Here is an 18,443-nt window from a genome sequence, read left to right on the forward strand (position 1 = left end):
GGCGGCGGACACCAACACCCGGTTTCGTAGGCTGGCGGTGAGCGCAGCGAACCCCAGCAGCCGGCCCGGCGCGGCGAACCCCAGAACCCCGCCTCGGGGAGACCGCTCAACCGCCCTCACCCCTTGAGCGTCTGCTCCAGCACGTGCAGCTGCTGGTTCAATTCGGTCAGCTGCTGGCGCTCGCCGGAGATCTTGCGCACCGCATGCAGCACCGTGGTGTGGTCGCGGCCGCCGAACAGCTCGCCGATCTCGGGCAGGCTTTTCTGGGTCAGCTCCTTGGCCAGGTACATCGCGATCTGGCGCGGACGGGCGATCGAGGCCGGGCGCTTCTTGCTGTACATGTCGGCGACCTTGATCTTGTAGTAGTCGGCCACCGTCTTCTGGATGTTCTCCACGCTGATCTGCCGGTTCTGGATCGACAGCAGGTCGCGCAGGGCCTCGCGGGCCAGCGCGATCGAGATTTCCTTCAGGTTGAAGCGCGAATACGCCAGGATCTTGCGCAGCGCCCCTTCGAGCTCGCGCACGTTGGAGCGCACGTTCTTGGCCACGAAGAAGGCGACTTCCTCGGGCATCTCGGTGCCTTCGGCACGCGCCTTGTTGATCAGGATGGCCACGCGCATCTCCAGCTCCGGCGGCTCGATGGCCACCGTGAGGCCCGAGTCGAAGCGCGAGACCAGCCGCTCGTGGATGTCCGTCAGGCCCTTGGGATAGGTGTCCGAGGTCATCACGATGTGGCTCTTCTTGGCCAGCAGGGCTTCGAAGGCGTTGAAGAATTCTTCCTGCGTGCGGTCCTTGTTGGCGAAGAACTGGACGTCGTCGATCAGGAGCAGGTCCAGGGAGTGGTAGCGCTCCTTGAACTCGTCGAAAGTCTTGCGCTGGTAGGCTTTGACCACATCCGAGACGAACTGCTCGGCGTGGATGTAGAGAACCTTGGAATTGGGCTTGTCCGCCAGCAGCTTGTTGCCCACCGCGTGCACCAGGTGGGTCTTGCCCAGGCCGACCCCGCCGTAGATGAAGAGCGGGTTGTAAAGCTGGCCCGGCGTGCCCGACACGTGCATGGCGGCGGCCCGCGCCATGCGGTTGGCCGTGCCCTCCACCAGCGTGTCGAAAGTCAGCGCCGTGTTGAGCCGGCTCTTGAAGCCGCCGGGGGCGATTTCCTCTTCCGGCTCGGGCGCTTCCGCGACCGGCGCATTGGCCGCGACGGCGGGCGCAGAATAAGTCCTGACACCGCTTTCCCGCGGAGTGATGGCCAACTCAAGCTGCACCGGCTGGCCGTAAAGCTTCTCCAGCACGGCGGCGATGCGCCCTGCGTACTGGGCCCGGACCCAGTCGAGTTTGAACCGGTTGGCCACGAACAGCGTGACCTTGGAAAAGTTCTCCGAGACCTGGGCCGACAGCGGCTTGATCCAGGTGTTGAACTGCTGCTCGGGGAGGTCCTGTGCCAGCTGGTCGACGCAGGCCTGCCATAGGCTGTCCCCTGCGTCCAGGCTGGACGCGGTCGCCAGCCTGCTGTGTTGCCCCTCGCTCATGTGCCCCGTCGCTCCTGTGGATTAGTTTTGTCGCGCGAAACGGCGCATTCTAGTTGCTGAACACCTTATCCACACCACGGGCGAAGCTGCCTCAAGGGTCAATCCCGGCGGGCTTGACAACCCGCTTGCTTGTCCGGGTTGCCGGTTTTGAGGATAATGCCGGGTTTCCCCGAGAAGCAACATGAAACGCACCTACCAACCTTCCAAAGTGCGCCGCGCGCGTACGCACGGCTTCCTGGTCCGCATGAAGACCCGTGGCGGCCGCGCCGTGATCAACGCTCGCCGCGCCAAGGGCCGCAAGCGCCTGGCTGCCTGAGCCGGCTGCCTGAACGCAAGCGCAGCCTGCGCCTGCCGACGTGCAGCGGCTGAAGACCCGGGCACAGTACGAGGCAGCGATGGCAGGCGGCACCGTCTCCCGGACGCCGCACTTCGTGCTGCACCGTGCAGCACTCGACGCGTCCACCCTCCCCGGCCCTTCGATGGAGCAGCCCGCCGATGCAGGCTCGGCTGCGGCATCGAGCGACGGCCGCGGGTCCGCGGCACCCCGGGCGCTGTTTGCCGACCAGTCGCAAGCCTGGATCGGCGCGGTGGTGCCCAAGCGCTGGGCGAAGCGGGCCGTCACCCGCAACGGCATCAAGCGGCAGATCTACGCCGTGAGCGCAGCCTTCGAGTCGCGCCTGCCCGCGGCCGCCCACGTGGTGCGGCTGCGGATGGAGTTCGCCCGCAAGGATTTCCCCAGCGCCTGGTCCGACACGCTGAAGCAAAGCGTGCGCGGGGAACTGCTGCAGCTGTTCGAAAAGGCGAAGTCGTGAAGCGCGTGCTGATCGCCCTGGTGAAGGGCTACCGCCTGCTGCTGTCGCCCTGGATCGGGTCGGCCTGCCGCTTCACGCCCTCCTGCTCCGCCTATTCCCTCGAGGCGCTCGAGCGGCACGGTGCCGCCGCCGGCGCCTACCTCACGGCCGCTCGCATCGGCCGCTGCCATCCCTGGTGCGCGGGCGGGCATGATCCCGTGCCCGCCACGCCCCCGCGCCTGTTTACGCGCTGGGGCAGCGCGCTCCAACAACAGAAGAAAACTCCATGACCGACATCCGCCGCACCATCCTCTGGGTGATCTTCGGCTTCTCCCTGGTGATGCTCTGGGACCAATGGCAGGTCTACAACGGCAAGCCCGCCACCTTCTTCCCCGGGGCCAAGCCCGCCGTGACCGCCAAGGCGCCGTCGCCGGCCGCCAGCGCGAACGCGTCCGCCGCGAGCGGCGTCGCCATGGTGCCGCAGTCCCCGGTCGCCGCCTCGCCGGGCGCCGTGCCTGCGCCCGCGTCGGCTGCCTCGCCCGCGGCCGCCGTGCCGCGCGAGCAGATCACCATCAGCAACGACCTGATGCGCGTCACCTTCGACACCGAAGGCGGCACCATCATCCGCACCGAACTGCTGAAGTACGCGGGCGACAAGACCGGCGAGCCCTTCGTGCTGATGAACGAGAACCCCGAGCGCGTGTACGTCGCGCAGACGGGCCTGATCGGCGGCAACTTCCCCAACCACAAGACGGTGATGACTTTCAGCGGCGACCGCTCGCTGAAGGAAGGCTCGGACAGCGTGGTGGCGAAGTTCGAGTCGCCGGAGCAGGGCGGGCTGAAGCTGGTGAAGACCTTCACGCTCAAGCGCGGCAACTACGTGATGCAGGTGGACCAGCAGGTGGTCAACACCACGGGCGCGCCGGTGAACGCGCAGCTGTACGAACAGCTGGTCCGCGACGGCAACAAGCTGCCGGGCGAGTCGTCGTTCTATTCGACCTTCACCGGGCCGGCGGTCTACACGCCGGACAAGAAGTTCCACAAGATCAATTTCAAGGACGTCGACAACGACAAGGCGGACATCGACAAGGAGTCCACCGGCGGCTACGTCGCCATGGTGCAGCACTACTTCGCCAGCGCCTGGATCCTGCCGGACGGCGTGAAGCGCGAGAACTTCGTGCGCAAGGTCTCCGACAACCTGTATGCCGTCGGCATGATCACGCCGGTGAGCGTCGCGCCCGGCGCGACCACCACGGTCACCTCGAAGTTCTACTCCGGCCCCGAAGAGGAAAAGCGGCTGGAGCAGATCGCCCCGGGCCTGGAACTGGTCAAGGACTACGGCTGGCTGGCGATCATCGCCAAGCCGCTGTACTGGCTGCTGTCGGCGCTGCACGGCTTCATCGGCAACTGGGGCTGGTCGATCATGGCGCTGGTGCTGCTGATCAAGGTGGCCTTCTACTGGCTGCAGGCCAAGGGCTACGAGAGCATGGCCAAGATGAAGGCCATCAACCCCAAGGTCATGGCCATGCGGGAGCGCTTCAAGGACAACCCGCAGCAGATGCAGCAGGAGATGATGCGCATCTACAAGGAGGAGAAGGTCAACCCGCTGGGCGGCTGCTTCCCCATCATGATCCAGATCCCCGTGTTCATCGCGCTGTACTGGGTGCTGCTGTCCTCGGTGGAGATGCGCGGCGCGCCCTGGATCCTGTGGATCAAGGACCTGTCGGTGCAGGACCCCTACTTCATCCTGCCGGCCATCATGACGCTGACCACGCTGCTGCAGACGGCGCTGAACCCGGTGCCGCCGGACCCGATGCAGGCCAAGATGATGTGGATCATGCCGCTGGTGTTCGCGGTGATGTTCTTCTTCTTCCCGGCCGGCCTGGTGCTGTACTGGATCACCAACAACTGCCTGTCGATCGCGCAGCAGTGGCTGATCAACACCCGCATGGGCGTGCCGCCGCAGTTCAACCTGCCGAAGTTCGGCGCGGCGGCTGCGAACGACAAGAAGTAGCGGCACTGTCGTTCCCGCGCAGGCGGGGACGCCAGGCATCCTGGAAAGCGGCCTGCGGGCCGCTTTTCCTTTGGGTTCGATAATCGCGCCATGCTCGCCCGCCTGGACCAGGCCATCGCCGCCATCGCCACCGCGCCCGGACGCGGGGCCGTCGGCATCGTGCGCGTGTCGGCCAGGGACGTGCGACCCATCATCGATGCGGTGTGCGCGCGCGACCTGCCGCCGCGCCAGGCCGTGTACCTGCCGTTCCGCGCGGCCGACGGCAGCGCCATCGACCAGGGGCTCGCGATCCACTTTCCCGCGCCGCACTCGTATACGGGCGAGGACGTGCTGGAGCTGCAGGCGCACGGCGGACTGGTGGTGCTGCAACTGCTGCTCGCGCGCTGCCTCGAAGCGGGCGCGTCCATCCACCTGCGCGTGGCGGAGCCCGGCGAGTTCACCCAGCGCGCGTTCCTCAACGGCAAGCTCGATCTCGCGCAGGCCGAGGCCATCGCCGACCTGATCGATGCCAGCACCGAAGCGGCCGCCCGCAGCGCCACGCGTTCGCTTGCGGGCGAGTTCTCGCGCGAAGTGCATGCCTTGCGCGATGCGCTGGTCGATCTGCGCATGCTGGTGGAAGCGACTCTGGACTTTCCCGAGGAGGAGATCGACTTCCTGCAGAAGGCGGATGCACAAGGCCAGCTAGCACGCCTGCAGGCCAACGTCGCCCGCGTGATGCAGCGCGCGCACCAGGGCGCGCTGCTGCGCGAGGGGCTGCACGTGGTGATCGCGGGCCAGCCGAACGCGGGCAAGAGTTCGCTGCTGAATGCGCTGGCCGGCGCCGAGCTCGCCATCGTCACGCCGATCGCAGGGACCACGCGCGACGTGGTGCGGCAGACGATCCAGATCGAAGGCGTGCCGCTGCACGTGGTCGACACCGCGGGATTGCGGGAAGGCGCGGAGGAAGTGGAGCAGATCGGCATCGAACGCGCCTGGGGCCAGATCGAGAATGCCGACGCGGTGATCTTCCTGCACGACCTCACGCGGGCGGAGGAGGCGGCGTACCAGTCGGCCGACGCGGCGATCGCCGCGAAGTTGCCGGAGGATGTGCCGGTGGTCGATGTGTGGAACAAGGCCGATGCGGTCGGTGCTGGGGTTCGCTTCGCTCACCACCAGCCTACGAACAACTCCGACCACCCTTCCCGTAGGCTGGCGGTGAGCGCAGCGAACCCCAGCGATGCGCCAAGCGCTCCCGCCTCCCTCACCCTCTCCGCCAGGACCGGCGAAGGCCTCGACGCCCTGCGCGCCAGGCTCCTCGAGATCGCCGGCTGGCAGGCCGCGCCCGAGGGCGTGTTCATCGCGCGCGAGCGTCACCTGCACGCGCTGCGGCGCGTGGACGCGCACCTGATGGAAGCCGCCGCGCAGCTCGCGCGGCAGGCGCAGGCGCTCGACCTGCTCGCGGAGGAGTTGCGCCTCGCGCAGAACGCACTGTCCGAGATCACCGGCGAGTTCAGCGCCGACGACCTGCTGGGCGTCATCTTCAGCCGCTTCTGCATCGGCAAGTGATGCGCCCGCGCCGGCGCTGGTGCTTGCGCCAGGCCGGCAGCGAAACTATTGCGCCGTGATGCCGCGCGCCTTGATCAGCTTGCCCAGCGTGTCGTACTCGCGCTTCAGGTGCGCCGCGAACTCGGCCTGCGAGCTCATGACGGGCTCGGCATGCAGGTCGTTCAGGCGCGCGATCACGTCCGGCGATCTGAGCGCCTTGTCGAACTCGCTGCTGATGCGCGCCACCACGGCCGGCGGCGTGCCGGCCGGCACGAACAGTCCGGTCCACTGCTGCGGACGGAAGTCGGCATAGCCCGCTTCCGCGAAGGTTGGCACATTGGGCAGCGACGGCAGGCGCTTGTCGCTGGTGACGGCCAGCGCCCTCACCTTGCCGCCGTTGGCCTGCGGCACGGCCAGCGTCGCCGAGATCAGCATCGCCTGCACATGGCCGCCGATCAGGTCCGTCATCGCCGGTCCGCCGCCCTTGTACGCCACGTGCGGCAGGTCGATGCCCGCCAGGTCCTTGAACACCTCGAAGTACAGGTGGTTGCTGGTGCCGATGCCGGGGCTCGCGTAGCTCATCCTGCCGGTGTTCGCCTTGGCGTAGCCCACGAACTCCTTCACGCTGGTCGCGGGCACGTTGTTGTTCACCACCAGCACGAGCGGGATGCGCGCGAGCAGGCTGACCGGCGTCATGTCCTTGAACGTGTCGTAGGGCAGGTTCGCGATCAGGTGCGGGTTGGCCGGCACGCTGTCGGCGCTGAGCAGCAGCGTGTAGCCGTCCGGCGCGGCCTTGGCCAGCAAGCCTTCCGCGACCGTGCCGCCGGCGCCGGGCCGGTTCTCCACGAGCACCGGCTGGCCGAAGCCTTCCTGCAGCCGCGGCAGCAGCGCGCGCGCGATCGTGTCCGTCAGCCCGCCCGGTGCGAAACTCACGATGATGCGGATCGGCTTGGACGGCGAGTCCTCGGCGAAGGCGGAAGAGGCGCCGGTGAGGGCGCAGGCCGCCGCGGCCGCGCCGGCCAGCAGGCGGCGCAGGAACGCGCGTTTGGGCATGGTGTCTCCTGGTGAAGGCGCCGGATCGCGAGGCCGTCCGGCTTTTTCTGTCCGGATAGTGGACAGTCGTCTCCATTTTCGGCAGGCTAGTGCCGGTGTCAATCCGGTGCGACCTGCGCCCTCACCTAGAACTTTATGGAACAAGCGACGGAAGAAAAGAGCGGCCAGGCCCAGGGCGGCGAAGGCGTGCGCGCGGTGGAGCGGGCGCTGGACGTGCTGGCGGCGTTCGCGCCGGGCGACAGCGAGCTGCTGGTGGCGGACCTCGTGAAGCGCGTGGGGCTCAGCCGGCCTACGCTCTACCGCCTGCTGCACACGCTGGAAAAGAAGGGCTTCGTCGCCTCCTCCGGCGAGCCGCAGCGCTTCCGGCTGGGGTCCGCCGTCGCGCGCCTCGCGCATGTGTGGGGAACCACGCTGGACCTCACCGCGACCGCGCGGCCGCTGATGCTCGAAGCCTCGGCCTTCACTGGCGAGACCGTCGCTCTGTTCGTTCCGCGCGGCGAGATGCGCCTGTGCGTGGCCGAGATCCAGAGTGCGCAAGCGCTGAGCTTCCGGCGCGGCGTGGGCTATAGCGAGCGTCTGGTGAAGGGCGCAAGCGGACGGGCCATCCTGGCGTACACGCCGCTCGCGCCGGGCCAGCTCGAGGCGTATGCAGCAGGTACCTCGGCCGATCTCGGCTGGTTGCGCGACCAGATGGCGCTCACGCGCGAGCGCGGCTACGCGATGGGACACAACGAGCTGATCCAGGGCGCCTATGCGGTGGCCGTGCCGTTCTTCGACGGCTCGGGTGCAGTCGCGGGATCGCTGGGCGTGTTCGGGCCCGACGTGCGCTTGACCGAGGCGCGTGTGCATGAGTTCGGCGCGTACCTCAAGGGTCTCGGCGCCCGGCTCACGCAGACGCTCGGAGGCGCCGCGGGTTCTTGACCCGGCGGCGGGTGAGTCCATAGAATGGACAGGTCACCCGCACAACGGACATGCAATGAACGACATGATGAAGACGCTGGTGCGCACGGGCCCCGGCACGCCGACGGGCGCCCTGCTGCGCCGCTTCTGGATTCCCATCCTCCTTTCCAGCGAAATCGCCGATCCCGATGGCCCGCAAGTGCGCGTGCAGATCCTCGGCGAGAAGCTGCTCGCCTTCCGCGACAGCCAAGGGCGGCCCGGCCTGATCAGCGAGTTCTGCTCGCATCGCGGCGTCTCGCTCTACTTCGGCCGCAACGAGGACAACGGCATCCGCTGCAGCTACCACGGCCTGAAGTTCGACATCGAGGGCAAGTGCGTCGACATCCCGCAGGCGCCGCAGATGTGCGAGAAGTTCCATATCGCCGGCTACCCGTGCCTGGAACGCGCCGGCATCGTGTGGGCCTACATGGGCCCGAAGGACAAGCAGCCCGGCCCGCCCGGCGTGGAGTGGGCCAACCTGCCCGAGAGCCACGTGTTCGTGTCCAAGCGCCTGCAGGAATGCAACTACCTGCAGGCCATGGAAGGCGGCATCGACACCAGCCACGTCTCCTTCGTGCACAAGTTCGAGGTGGACAACGACCCCTTCCACCAGGGCACCAAGGCCAACGACTACATCAAGAAGGACGGCAACGTCACCTTCGAGGTGGAGAAGCACGACGGCGGCCTCACTCTCTTCGGCCGCCGCAACGGCGAGCCCGACTCCTACTACTGGCGCGTCACGCAGTGGATCTTCCCCTGGTACAACCTGATCCCGCCCTTCGGTGACCACGCGCTCGGCGGCCATGTGTGGGTGCCGATCGACGACCACAACTGCTGGGCGTGGAGCATCAACTTCCGGCCCGACCAGCCGCTGTCCGAGCAGGAGCGCCGTGACCTGCAGGACGGCAAGGGCGTGCACTGCGAATACGAGCCGGGCACCAACGTGCCGGGCGGCACGTGGAGGCCCAAGGCCAACAAGGACAACGACTACCTGATCGACCGGGTGGCGCAGAAGGAGCGGCGCGCCTTCAGCGGCGTGTTCGGCTTCGCCGCTCAGGACGCGTCGCTGCAGGAAAGCATGGGCCCCATCCAGGACCACGAGGCGGAGAAGCTGCTGCCTTCCGACCGCGCGATCATGATGGCGCGCCGCATGCTGTACGAGGCCACCGTCGGCCTCGCGCAGGGACAGGAGCCTTCCGCCACCGCGTCGATGGCGCAACGCGTGCGCGCCGCCGGCGTGCTGCTGCCGCGCGAGCAGAAGCCGCAGCAATGGGCGAAGACGCACCTGGTGTACGGCGAAGACCAGCCGGTGTACTCGTTGTGAGCGGCCGTCTCGCAGGCAAGGCCGCCCTGGTCACCGGTGGCGGTGGCGGCATCGGCGCGGCGACCGCCGCGCTCTTCTGCGCCGAAGGTGCGAAGGTGCTGCTGGTCGACCGCGACGCTGAGGCGCTGGAGCGCACCGCGGCCGCGATCCGTGCGCAGATGCCGGATGCCGGGGTGCAGGTGCTGGCCGCCGACGTCGCGGATCCCGCCGCGGCGACGCAGGCCGCCGCGCGTTGCCAGCAGGCCTTCGGGCGCACGGACATCCTGGTGAACAACGCATCGATGCGCAACTACTCCGCCTTCGCCGACGCGACTCCGGAAGAGTGGCAGGCAGTCGTCGCGGTCAACATGGTGGGCAACGCCAACTTCTGCCGCGCGGCGCTGCCGGCCTTGCGCGCAGCGGGGCGCGGCGCGATCGTGAACGTGTCCTCCTGCTATGCCGTCAAGGGACGCAAGGGCATGGCGCTGTACGACGCCACCAAGGCGGCGATGATCGCCATGACGCGCACGCTCGCCTTCGAGGAGGCCGGCAACGGCCTGCGCGTGAACGTCGTGTGCCCGGGCTCCACGCTGACGGACTTCCACATCCAGCGCACCAAGGCGGCCGGCAAGAGCGTGGAAGAACTGAAGACGCAGCGCCAGGACACTTCCCTGCTCGGGCGCTGGGCCGAGCCGAAGGAGATCGCCTACCCGATCCTCTGGCTCGCCAGCGACGAGGCCTCGTTCATCACCGGCACCACGCTGGTCGTGGACGGCGGACTGCACATCAAGTAGGCCCCCATGATCGTCCAGAACCAGGCCGACCTCACGCGTGCCGTGCTGGCCGAGGTCGAGCGCACGCCGGACCCGCGGCTGCGCCGCATCCTCGCCTCCGCCGTGCGCCACCTGCATGACTTCGTGCGCGACACCGAACTCACCGAAGCGGAGTTCCGCCAGATCTGCGGATTGATCGCCAAGGCGGGCCAGCTCACCACGCCGTCGCACAACGAAGTCGTGCTCGCCGCCGGGTCGCTGGGTGTGTCGGCGCTGGTATGCCTGCTGAACAACGGTGCAGGCGGCGCGCGCGAAACGACGGCAAACCTGATGGGCCCGTTCTGGCGCGAGGGCTCGCCCGCCACGCCCAACGGCGGCAGCATCGTGCGTTCGCCCACGCCAGGCGAGCCGGTGTTCGTCACCGCGTGGATCGTCGACGAGGCCGGCCAGCCGGTGGTCGACGCCGAGGTCGATGTGTGGCAGGCCTCGGGCGAAGGCTATTACGAGAACCAGGACCCGCAGCAGGCCGACATGAACCTGCGCGGCAAGTTCGCCAGCGATGCGCAAGGCCGCGTGCAGTTCCGCACCGTCAAGCCTTCGGGTTATCCGATCCCGGTGAACGGGCCCGTGGGCCAGCTCATTCGCGCGCAGGGGCGCCACAACCTGCGGCCCGCGCACATCCACTTCCTGGTGCACAAGGCGGGCTACAAGACGCAGTTCTCGCAGCTCTATTCCAGCGACGATCCGCACCTGGAAACCGACGTGCAGTTCGGCGTGACGCAGGCGCTGCTCGGCCAGTATGTCGCCCACGAGGGTGAGCCCGCTCCGGATGCGGACGTGCAGGGCCGCTGGTATTCGCTGGAGCACCGCTTCGTGATCGCCCGCGGCGACGCCGCGCTGCCCCCGCCCCCCATCACCGCGAAGACCGACGGCCCGCGGCCGCCGCTCGTGGTGCTCGAACGCAGTTCATAACACGGAGACAAGCATGACCGATAGCCCGCAGCGGCCCAGCGCCGCGCAATCCCCCATGGGCCTGGCCCTCTCGCCGCGCGCCACCTTGACCGGCTGGCGTCGCCGCGCGCTGCTGGCGCTCGCGACCGCCACGCTCGCCGGCGGTGCCTGCGCGCAGGCGCCAGCGCAGGAATGGGCGCCCACGCGTCCCGTGCGCATCATCGTTCCCATCGTCGGCAGCACCAACGACGTGCTCGCGCGCCTGGTCGCGCCCAAGCTGCAGGAGGCGTTGGGCCAGCCGGTGATCGTCGACAACCGCCCGGGCGCCGGCGGCAACATCGGCGCCGACATGGTGGCCAAGGCGCCGCCGGACGGCCTGACGCTGCTGGTGGGCTACAACGGCCCGCTCGCGATCAACGTCACGTTGATGGACAAGATGCCCTATGACCCGGTGAAGGACCTGCAGCCGATCACGCTGGCCGTCAAGGCGCCGCAGTACCTGGTGGTGAACGCGAAGTCGGACATCAAGAGCCTGGCGGACCTGGTCGCCAAGGCGAAGGCGCATCCGGACAAGTATTCCTATGCGTCCATCGCGATCGGCAGTGCGTCGCACCTCACGATGGAGATGTTCAAGCTGGCCGCCGGCATCAACCTGACGCACGTGCCGTACAAGGGCTCCAACCTTGCCGTCACCGACCTGATAGCCGGCAACGTGGATGCGGGCTTCTTCGTGCCCGGCAACGTGCAGCAGTTCGTGCAGCAGGGCAAGCTGCGCCTGCTCGCCTCCAGCGGCCCCAAGCGTTTCGCGAGCACCCCCGACGTGCCGACGATCGCGGAGTCCGGCTACAAGGGTTTCGAGGCGACCTCGTGGATCGGCTTCCTCACCGCGCCGAACACGCCGAGGCCTATCGTCGATCGCTACCACCGCGAGCTGGTGAAGATCCTCACCTCGCCCGAGATCTCGCAGAAGCTGCACGACATGGAATTCGAAGTCGTCGCGGACACGCCGGAGCAGTTCTCCGGCTGGATCAAGTCCGAGATCGTCCGCTGGGGCCAGGTCATCAAGGCGACCGGCGCGAAAGTGGACTGAGGCAAAGCTACTTCTTCTTCCCCTCCCGCACGCTCGCCTCGATCAGCGCATCGGCCATCCACAGCACGGTGCGCTCGATCTCCTTCTCGCTCACGTCCCACATGTCCTTGAGGATCGTGTAGGCCTCGATGCCATAGAGCACCGAGAGCGCGCGGTGCAGGCGGTCGCGCACTGCCGGAGCGAGCTGGCCCTTCAGCGGCGCCAGCGCACCCGCCAGGATCGCCACGCGGTGGCCGCGCCGGTATGGCTCTTCTTCCAGCAGGCCGGCGCGCTGCAGCGCCCATTGCTCCAGCGCGAGCTGCAGCGCCGCGCGCAGCTGCGGCTCGTAGCGCTGGAAGCGCGGGAAGGTGGCCTTGAACACCTGGTGCACGCGCTCCCGCGCACCGGCTTCCTCGGTGCCCGGCGGCGCATTGCGTACTGCCCCGAGCGAGGCGTCGACGACGCTCGTGATCAGCGCGCTGCGGCTCGGAAAGTAGCGGTACGCGGTCGCGCGGGAAACGTTGGAGCGCACGGCCACCTCCGCGATCGAGGGGATGTGGCCGTCCTGCTGGATCAGGTCCATCGCCGTATCCAGCAGCAGCCTGAAGGTGGCTGCGCGCACGCCCTTGCTCGGCGGCTGCGGTGCTTCGGTGGGTCGAAAAGGAACTCGGGGCAAGGGAAACTCCGGGGGTGAATGCTGCCGCATGGACGTTGCGGCGCATTGTGGCTTCTGCTTATGATGCCCCGCAGAAGTGAGACGCGCGTCTCATTTCCGACCCGGTGTCTCACCCACGCCAGGCCGTCCGGTCGGTAGTACATCGCGTAGGGGAGGATCACCATGCGCATCGCAACCCGGATTTCCAGCGGCTCCGTGCGAGCCGCCCGCGCCCTCGGCGCGGCGCCTGCCTGAGACCGGCGTGCTCCACGTCATCGACCGGATCGCCGTCGAGGAAGACGGCGAGGGCGAAGCCATCCTCTGCCTGCACGGACTCGGCGGCGACTCCAATACCTGGACGCCGCTGATGCCGGCGCTCGCGGGCTATCGCGTGATCCGTCCCGACCTGCCGGGAAGCGGCCGGTCCGCTTCCGCCGGCGGCGCGCTCACCATCGAGAAGCTGGCACAGGCGGTGCACGCGATCTGCATTCGGCTGGACGTGAGCCGCGCGCACGTCCTTGGCCACTCCATGGGCACGATCGTGGCCCAGCACCTCGCGGCGGCGCAGCCGCACCTGGTGCGCAGCCTGGCGCTGTTCGGCCCGCTGATCGCGCCGAACGACACCGCGCGCGCCGGCATCCGCGCTCGCGGCGAGAAGGCGCGCCACGAAGGCTTGCGCGGCATGCACGAGATCGCGCTGGCGCTGGTGAATGCAGCGACCTCCAGCGACACGCGCCAGCGGCAGCCCGTGGCCGTCGCCTTCGTGCGCGAGAGCCTGATGCGCCAGGACCCGGAAGGATATGCACGCAGCTGCGAGGCGCTCGCCGCGGCCCAGGCCGCCGCGGTGGAACGCATCACGGCGCCCACCATGCTGGTCACCGGCGACGAGGACGGGGTCGCCCCGCCGCAGGCCGTGCGCACGATGGCCGAACGTTTCGTGCAGGCGGCCAGCCTGCGCTCCGTGGTCCTGAACCGCTGCGGCCACTGGACCCCCATCGAGCGGGCCGAGGACTGCGCGCGCGAATTGCGCGCCTTCCTCGCCGCGCAGCACTGAACGAGGAGACCCATGGCCGACGTGCTGTTCACCAACGCGCGCATCTTCGACGGCTCCGGCGCGCAGCCCTACCGCGGCGAAGTGCTGGTGCAGGGCAACCGCATCAGCCGCGTCACCCAAAGCGGCGCCGGCGTGCGCAACGCGCCGGTGGGCGGCGTGACCGTCGTCGACGCCGCCGGCGCCTTCCTCATGCCCGGCATGGTGGAGGCGCACACGCATTTCGCGTGGAACGACCAGCCCAGCCTCGACGCGATCCAGCGCATGCCGCCCGAGGAACACATCCTGTGGTGCGCGCAGGTCGCGAAGACCTACCTGGACATGGGCTGGACCTCGTGCGTCGGCGCGGCCACGGCCAAGCCGCGGCTGGACGTGGTGATCCGCAACGCGATCAACGACGGCACGATCATCGGCCCGCGCTATCTCGCCGCGAGCCAGGAGATCACGGTGCCAGGTGGCCTCGGCGACACCACGCAGCCGCACCTGCCGCAACAGGAGTTCGCCTTCGGCGCGGTGGTGAGCGGCGTCGAGGAGATGCGCCGCTGCGTGCGCATGTTCTGCAAGTACGGCGTCGATTCGCTGAAGATCAACCTCTCGGGCGAATCGATCACCGGCATGCCCAGCGAGGCGTCGCAGTTCACCGAGGCGGAGATCGCCACCTGTGTCGAGGAGGCGCATGCCTGGGGCAAGCGCGTCGCGGCGCACGCGCGCTCCACCAAGTCCATCAAGCAGTGCGTGCACCACGGCATCGAGGTGATCTACCACGCGAGCTTCGCCGACGAGGAAGCGCTGGACCTGCTGGAGGCGCACAAGAAGGAACACTTCATCGCTCCGGGCCTGGCCTGGTTGATCAACACCTGCCACAACGCCAGCGAATACGGCATCACGCCCGCCGTTGCGCGCGGCATGGGCTACTTCCGCGAACTGGAAGCGGCGATCGAATCGATGCGGGCGCTGCATCGCCGCGGCGTGCGCATCCTGCCGGGCGGCGACTACGGCTTCGCCTGGACGCCGCACGGCACCAACGCGAAGGACCTGGAGTACTTCGTGCAGCACGTGGGCATGTCGACGATGGAAGCGCTGCTCTCGGCCACCGCCTGGGGCGCGCCGATGATGAAGTTGAAGGGCCAGATCGGCGAAGTGAAGCAGGGCTACCTGGCGGACCTGCTGCTGGTCGACGGCGACCCGCTGCAGGACATCGCCGTGCTGCAGGACAAGCGCCGCATCCTTGCCGTGATGAAGGGCGGCGAGTTCCACCGTGCGCCGCCGCTGCGCCGCGACGCACGCACCGAACACACCCGCTGGGCGGCCTGAGGAGAGCGGCATGGAAAGCACCCTGTTCACCAACGTCCGCATCGTCGAAGGCCCGGTGCAGTCCGCGCCCTATGTCGGCAGCGTGCTGGTCGAGGGCAAGCGCATCAAGCGCGTGAGCCGCTCGGCCGCCTCGGTGTCCGGCAGCCCGTCGACCGTGATCGATGCGGCGGGCGCCACCCTGATGCCCGGCATGTGCGAAGCGCACACGCATTTCTCCTGGAACGACGCGGCCACGCTGGCGGCGATCCAGACCATGCCGCTGGAGGAGCACGTGCTGTGGTGCGCCAAGGTGGCCAAGCGCTACCTCGAAGCCGGCTTCACCTCGTGCGTCGGCGCGGCCTGCGCCAAGCCGCGGCTGGACGTGGTGATCCGCAACGCGATCAACAGCGGCCAGATCCCGGGCCCGCGCTACCTCGCGGCGAGCCAGGAGATCACCGTGCCGGGCGGCCTCGGGGACGAGACGCTGCCCCACCTGCCCTTCCCCGAATTCAGCTTCGGCGTGAACGTCAATTGCGCGGACGAGATGCGCAAGGTCGTGCGCATGTTCCTGAAGTACGGCGTCGACTCGATCAAGATCAACCTGTCCGGCGACAACTTCACACCCGACTCGCCCGCCGAGACCACGTGGATGACGGACGCCGAAGTCGCCGCGGCCATGGAGGAAGTGCGCCTGCGCGGCAAGCGCGGCACGGCGCACGCGCGCTCCGCCGCGTCGGTGAAGCAGGCGCTGCGCCACGGCATCGACGTGATCTACCACGCGAGCTTCACCGACGAGGAGACGCTGGACATGCTGGAGGCCGCGAAGGGCCGCGTGTTCGTCGCGCCCGGCATCGCGATCCTCTACGCGATGCTGCACGAGGCCGAGCCGTACGGCATTTCCCACGAGAAGGCGGTGGCCATGGGCTACCAGCGCGAATGGGACGCGGCGATCGAATCGCTGCGCGCGATGCACAAGCGCGGCATCCGCGTTCTGCCCGGCGGTGACTACGGCTTCGCCTTCACGCCGCACTGCCAGAACGCGCGCGACCTGGAGTTCTTCGTCAAGTACCTGGGCATGACGCCCGCCGAGGCGATCCGCAGCACCACCGTGTACGGAGGCGAGATCATGATGCGCCCCGGCGAGCTGGGACAGGTGAAGGAAGGCTACCTGGCCGACCTGCTGCTGGTGGACGGCGACCCGGTGGCCAACATCGCGATCCTGCGCGATCCGAAGCGCATCCTGGCGGTGATGAAGGACGGCGTGTTCGCCAAGCGACCCGACGTCGAGGCGGAGCGCGAGTTCCGGGTGGCGGCGTGATGACCCGCAACCAGAAGATCGCGACCTGGGTCGTGCTGGGCGGCCCGATCGCGGCACTGTCCCTCTATGCGATCGCGGACAACGCGAAGCTGTACTTCACGACGCTGCTCAATTCGCTCACGCTGGCGTCGCTGTACTTCATGGTCGCGAGCGGCTTCACGCTGGTGTTCGGCCTGATGCGCAACGTGAACCTCGCGCACGGCTCGCTCTACCTGCTTGGCGCCTACGTCGGCTGGATGGTGGGCGACCAGACGAACTCGTGGGTGCTGGCGGTCGTCGCCGGCTTCCTCTCGGCCGCGGTGGTCGGCCTGCTGATGCAGATCCTGATCTTCCGCCGCATGCAGGGCCAGGACCTGCGCCAGACGCTGGTGACCATCGGCATCTCCATCGTGCTGGCGGACCTGATGCTGTGGATGTGGGGCGCGGAGATCTACACCTTCGACCCGCCGGCCTGGATCTACGGCTCCACCTCGCTGCCGCTGGTGGAGAAGTTCCCGACCTACCGCATCGCGGTGCTGCTCGGAGCGATCGCCATCGGCTTCGGCTTGTGGTGGTTCCTGGCGCGCACGCGCGTGGGCATGATGATCCGCGCCGGCGTGGATGACCGCGGCATGCTGTCCGCCGCGGGCGTCAACGTGCAACTGGTCTTCGCGATCACCTTCGCCATCGGCGCCGGCATGGCGGGACTCGCCGGCGTCGTCGGCGGCAGCGCGTTGTCGATCTCGCCGGGCGAGGACACGCGCTACCTGCTCGCCTCGCTCGTGGTGGTGATCGTCGGCGGCATGGGCAGCGTCGGCGGCGCGGCGATCGGTGCGCTGCTGATCGGCCTGGCCGAACAGTTCGGGCTGGCCTACGCGCCGACCTACAGCGTGGTGTTCACCTTCGTGATCATGGTGCTGGCGCTGGCCTTCCGCCCGCGCGGGATCATGGGGAGGCCGGCATGAGCGCAGCACGGCCGCCCGAAGGCGCTCGCCCCCTCCGCTTGCGGAGGGGGGAGGCGCAGCACGAAGTGCGGAGCCTGGGGGAGGTTTTCCAATGAGCGCCGCACAGTGGCGGAAGGCGATGAATTCCGGGGCAGCGTCGGCGGCGCGGCCCGTGACAGCCGCGCCGGTCGTCCCGCTGACCACGCAGGAGCCCGCGGAACGAGGCGAGCACGGCGAGCTTCCGCGCTGGATGAAGCGCGTCTTCCGCGACGTCGGCGCCCGCCACGTCGTGGTGATGCTCGGGCTGCTGCTCTACCCGCTGGTGGCCAACGGCTTCTTCACCTTCCAGGTCGGCGCGCAATCGCTCGCGCTGGGCCTCGTCGCGCTGTCGCTCACCTTCCTGGGCGGCTACGGCGGCATGGTGTCGGTGGCGCAGATGACCGTCGCGGGCGTGGCCGGCTATCTCCTGGCCATCTTCGGCAGCAGCAGCGCGACCGCCATCAGCCTCGGCTGGCCGTGGTGGCTGGCAGCGGTCTTCGCCATCGCGCTGGCTACCGTGTTCGCCACGCTGGTCGGCTGGCTGTCGGTGCGCACCGAAGGCATCTACACCATCATGATCACGCTGGCGATCGGGGTGGCCTTCTTCTACCTGGCGCAGCAGAACTACTCGCTGTTCAACGGGCACCAGGGCTTCAACAAGCTCTTTCCCCCCACCGTCCTCGACATCGATTTCCGCGAAGCCACGCCCTTCTACTACCTGTCGCTCGCGTGCGCCCTGGCGGGCTACTTCTTCGTCAAGCTGCTGGTGCGCGCACCGTTCGGCGTGGCGCTGCAAGGCATCCGCGACAACCCGCGGCGCATGAACTCGCTCGGGTACAACGTCACGGCGCATCGCGTCGCGGCTTACGCCGTCGCCGGCCTGCTCGCTGCGGTCGGCGGCGTGCTGCTGGCCTGGTACAACAACCGCATCTCGCCCGGCTCGATGAACACCGGCGCGATGATCAACATCCTCGTGATCGCCGTCCTCGGCGGCATGAACCGGCCGATCGGCGCCTTCATCGGCGCGGTCGTGTTCGTGCTCCTGCAGAACTTTGCCGTCGACCTCGTCGACCGCGAACGCTTCAACCTCGTGATCGGCGGCGTGTTCCTCGCCATCGTCCTCTTTTCACCCAACGGCCTGGTGGGCATCTGGACGCAGCTGCGCGCGCGCCTCGGATCCAGGAAGGCCATCAACCCCCGAAGGAGACTGCAGTGAAG

General features: G+C 68.4%; 18 protein-coding genes. 15 read left to right on the plus strand and 3 right to left on the minus strand.

Annotated elements, in window-relative coordinates; translation table 11 throughout:
- Positions 1-116 precede the first annotated feature (116 nt).
- Positions 117-1,529 carry a chromosomal replication initiator protein DnaA gene (gene dnaA, locus JJB11_RS06095; RefSeq protein ID WP_201167184.1) on the minus strand — a complete coding sequence of 471 codons (1,413 nt, stop codon included), beginning with the start codon at positions 1,527-1,529 and terminating at the stop codon, positions 117-119.
- Positions 1,530-1,710: 181 nt separating this feature from the next.
- On the opposite strand from dnaA, the gene rpmH reads away from it, so the two are divergent.
- From rpmH to mnmE, 5 genes are all read left to right on the plus strand, one after another.
- Entirely contained in the window at positions 1,711-1,845 is a 135-nt protein-coding gene (rpmH, locus tag JJB11_RS06100; RefSeq protein WP_145893359.1) for a 50S ribosomal protein L34, read from the plus strand.
- Positions 1,846-1,885: 40 nt separating this feature from the next.
- The gene (locus JJB11_RS06105; RefSeq protein ID WP_201167187.1) at positions 1,886-2,341 is read left to right on the plus strand and encodes a ribonuclease P protein component; all 456 of its coding nucleotides are present in this window, start codon (positions 1,886-1,888) and stop codon (positions 2,339-2,341) included.
- Positions 2,338-2,610: a membrane protein insertion efficiency factor YidD gene (gene yidD / locus JJB11_RS06110; RefSeq protein ID WP_340643135.1), complete on the plus strand. Its 273-nt coding sequence runs from the start codon at positions 2,338-2,340 to the stop codon at positions 2,608-2,610. Before JJB11_RS06105 ends, yidD begins: the two co-directional genes overlap by 4 nt.
- Positions 2,607-4,334 carry a membrane protein insertase YidC gene (gene yidC, locus JJB11_RS06115; protein WP_201167189.1) on the plus strand — a complete coding sequence of 576 codons (1,728 nt, stop codon included), beginning with the start codon at positions 2,607-2,609 and terminating at the stop codon, positions 4,332-4,334. The genes yidD and yidC overlap by 4 nt, the downstream gene beginning before the upstream one ends.
- A gap of 90 nt (positions 4,335-4,424) precedes the next feature.
- Positions 4,425-5,879 (plus strand): tRNA uridine-5-carboxymethylaminomethyl(34) synthesis GTPase MnmE, encoded by a 1,455-nt coding sequence (mnmE, locus tag JJB11_RS06120; protein ID WP_201167191.1) that lies wholly within the window; start codon positions 4,425-4,427, stop codon positions 5,877-5,879.
- Positions 5,880-5,924: 45 nt separating this feature from the next.
- On the opposite strand, the gene JJB11_RS06125 is transcribed toward mnmE, so the two are convergent.
- Positions 5,925-6,911 (minus strand): Bug family tripartite tricarboxylate transporter substrate binding protein, encoded by a 987-nt coding sequence (locus JJB11_RS06125; RefSeq protein ID WP_201167193.1) that lies wholly within the window; start codon positions 6,909-6,911, stop codon positions 5,925-5,927.
- Between the two features lie 135 nt (positions 6,912-7,046).
- Here JJB11_RS06125 and JJB11_RS06130 point away from each other — a divergent pair, with 135 nt between their 5' ends.
- From JJB11_RS06130 to JJB11_RS06150, 5 genes are read left to right on the plus strand one after another with little or no spacing between them, the layout of a single operon-like run.
- A complete protein-coding gene (locus tag JJB11_RS06130; RefSeq protein WP_201167195.1) occupies positions 7,047-7,832 on the plus strand; it encodes an IclR family transcriptional regulator in 786 nt (261 codons plus the stop codon).
- Positions 7,833-7,887: 55 nt separating this feature from the next.
- A complete protein-coding gene (locus JJB11_RS06135) occupies positions 7,888-9,174 on the plus strand; it encodes an aromatic ring-hydroxylating oxygenase subunit alpha (RefSeq protein ID WP_201167197.1) in 1,287 nt (428 codons plus the stop codon).
- Positions 9,120-9,947, plus strand: a complete 828-nt coding sequence (locus JJB11_RS06140; protein ID WP_201167199.1) for an SDR family NAD(P)-dependent oxidoreductase — start codon at positions 9,120-9,122, stop codon at positions 9,945-9,947. Before JJB11_RS06135 ends, JJB11_RS06140 begins: the two co-directional genes overlap by 55 nt.
- Positions 9,948-9,953: 6 nt before the next feature.
- Entirely contained in the window at positions 9,954-10,898 is a 945-nt protein-coding gene (locus tag JJB11_RS06145; RefSeq protein ID WP_201167202.1) for a dioxygenase family protein, read from the plus strand.
- Between the two features lie 13 nt (positions 10,899-10,911).
- Complete coding sequence (locus tag JJB11_RS06150) at positions 10,912-11,967, plus strand: Bug family tripartite tricarboxylate transporter substrate binding protein (protein WP_201964660.1); 1,056 nt, start codon at positions 10,912-10,914, stop codon at positions 11,965-11,967.
- A gap of 7 nt (positions 11,968-11,974) precedes the next feature.
- Here the strand turns inward: JJB11_RS06150 and JJB11_RS06155 are convergent, their stop codons facing one another.
- Positions 11,975-12,622, minus strand: a complete 648-nt coding sequence (locus JJB11_RS06155; protein WP_201964661.1) for a TetR/AcrR family transcriptional regulator — start codon at positions 12,620-12,622, stop codon at positions 11,975-11,977.
- A gap of 241 nt (positions 12,623-12,863) precedes the next feature.
- Between JJB11_RS06155 and JJB11_RS06160 the strand changes: the two genes are divergently transcribed.
- The 5 genes from JJB11_RS06160 (at position 12,864) to JJB11_RS06180 (ending at position 18,441) form a co-directional block, all read left to right on the plus strand.
- Entirely contained in the window at positions 12,864-13,655 is a 792-nt protein-coding gene (locus JJB11_RS06160; RefSeq protein WP_201167209.1) for an alpha/beta fold hydrolase, read from the plus strand.
- A 12-nt stretch (positions 13,656-13,667) separates the two neighbouring features.
- A complete protein-coding gene (locus tag JJB11_RS06165) occupies positions 13,668-14,966 on the plus strand; it encodes a metal-dependent hydrolase family protein (RefSeq protein ID WP_201167211.1) in 1,299 nt (432 codons plus the stop codon).
- A 10-nt stretch (positions 14,967-14,976) separates the two neighbouring features.
- Positions 14,977-16,263, plus strand: a complete 1,287-nt coding sequence (locus JJB11_RS06170) for a metal-dependent hydrolase family protein (protein WP_201167214.1) — start codon at positions 14,977-14,979, stop codon at positions 16,261-16,263.
- Positions 16,263-17,207, plus strand: a complete 945-nt coding sequence (locus JJB11_RS06175; RefSeq protein WP_201167218.1) for a branched-chain amino acid ABC transporter permease — start codon at positions 16,263-16,265, stop codon at positions 17,205-17,207. Before JJB11_RS06170 ends, JJB11_RS06175 begins: the two co-directional genes overlap by 1 nt.
- A gap of 91 nt (positions 17,208-17,298) precedes the next feature.
- Complete coding sequence (locus JJB11_RS06180) at positions 17,299-18,441, plus strand: branched-chain amino acid ABC transporter permease (protein ID WP_201167221.1); 1,143 nt, start codon at positions 17,299-17,301, stop codon at positions 18,439-18,441.
- Positions 18,442-18,443: the final 2 nt, after the last annotated feature.

The organism is Ramlibacter ginsenosidimutans, assembly GCF_016654015.1.
Classification (GTDB): Bacteria; Pseudomonadota; Gammaproteobacteria; order Burkholderiales; family Burkholderiaceae_C; genus Ramlibacter; species Ramlibacter ginsenosidimutans.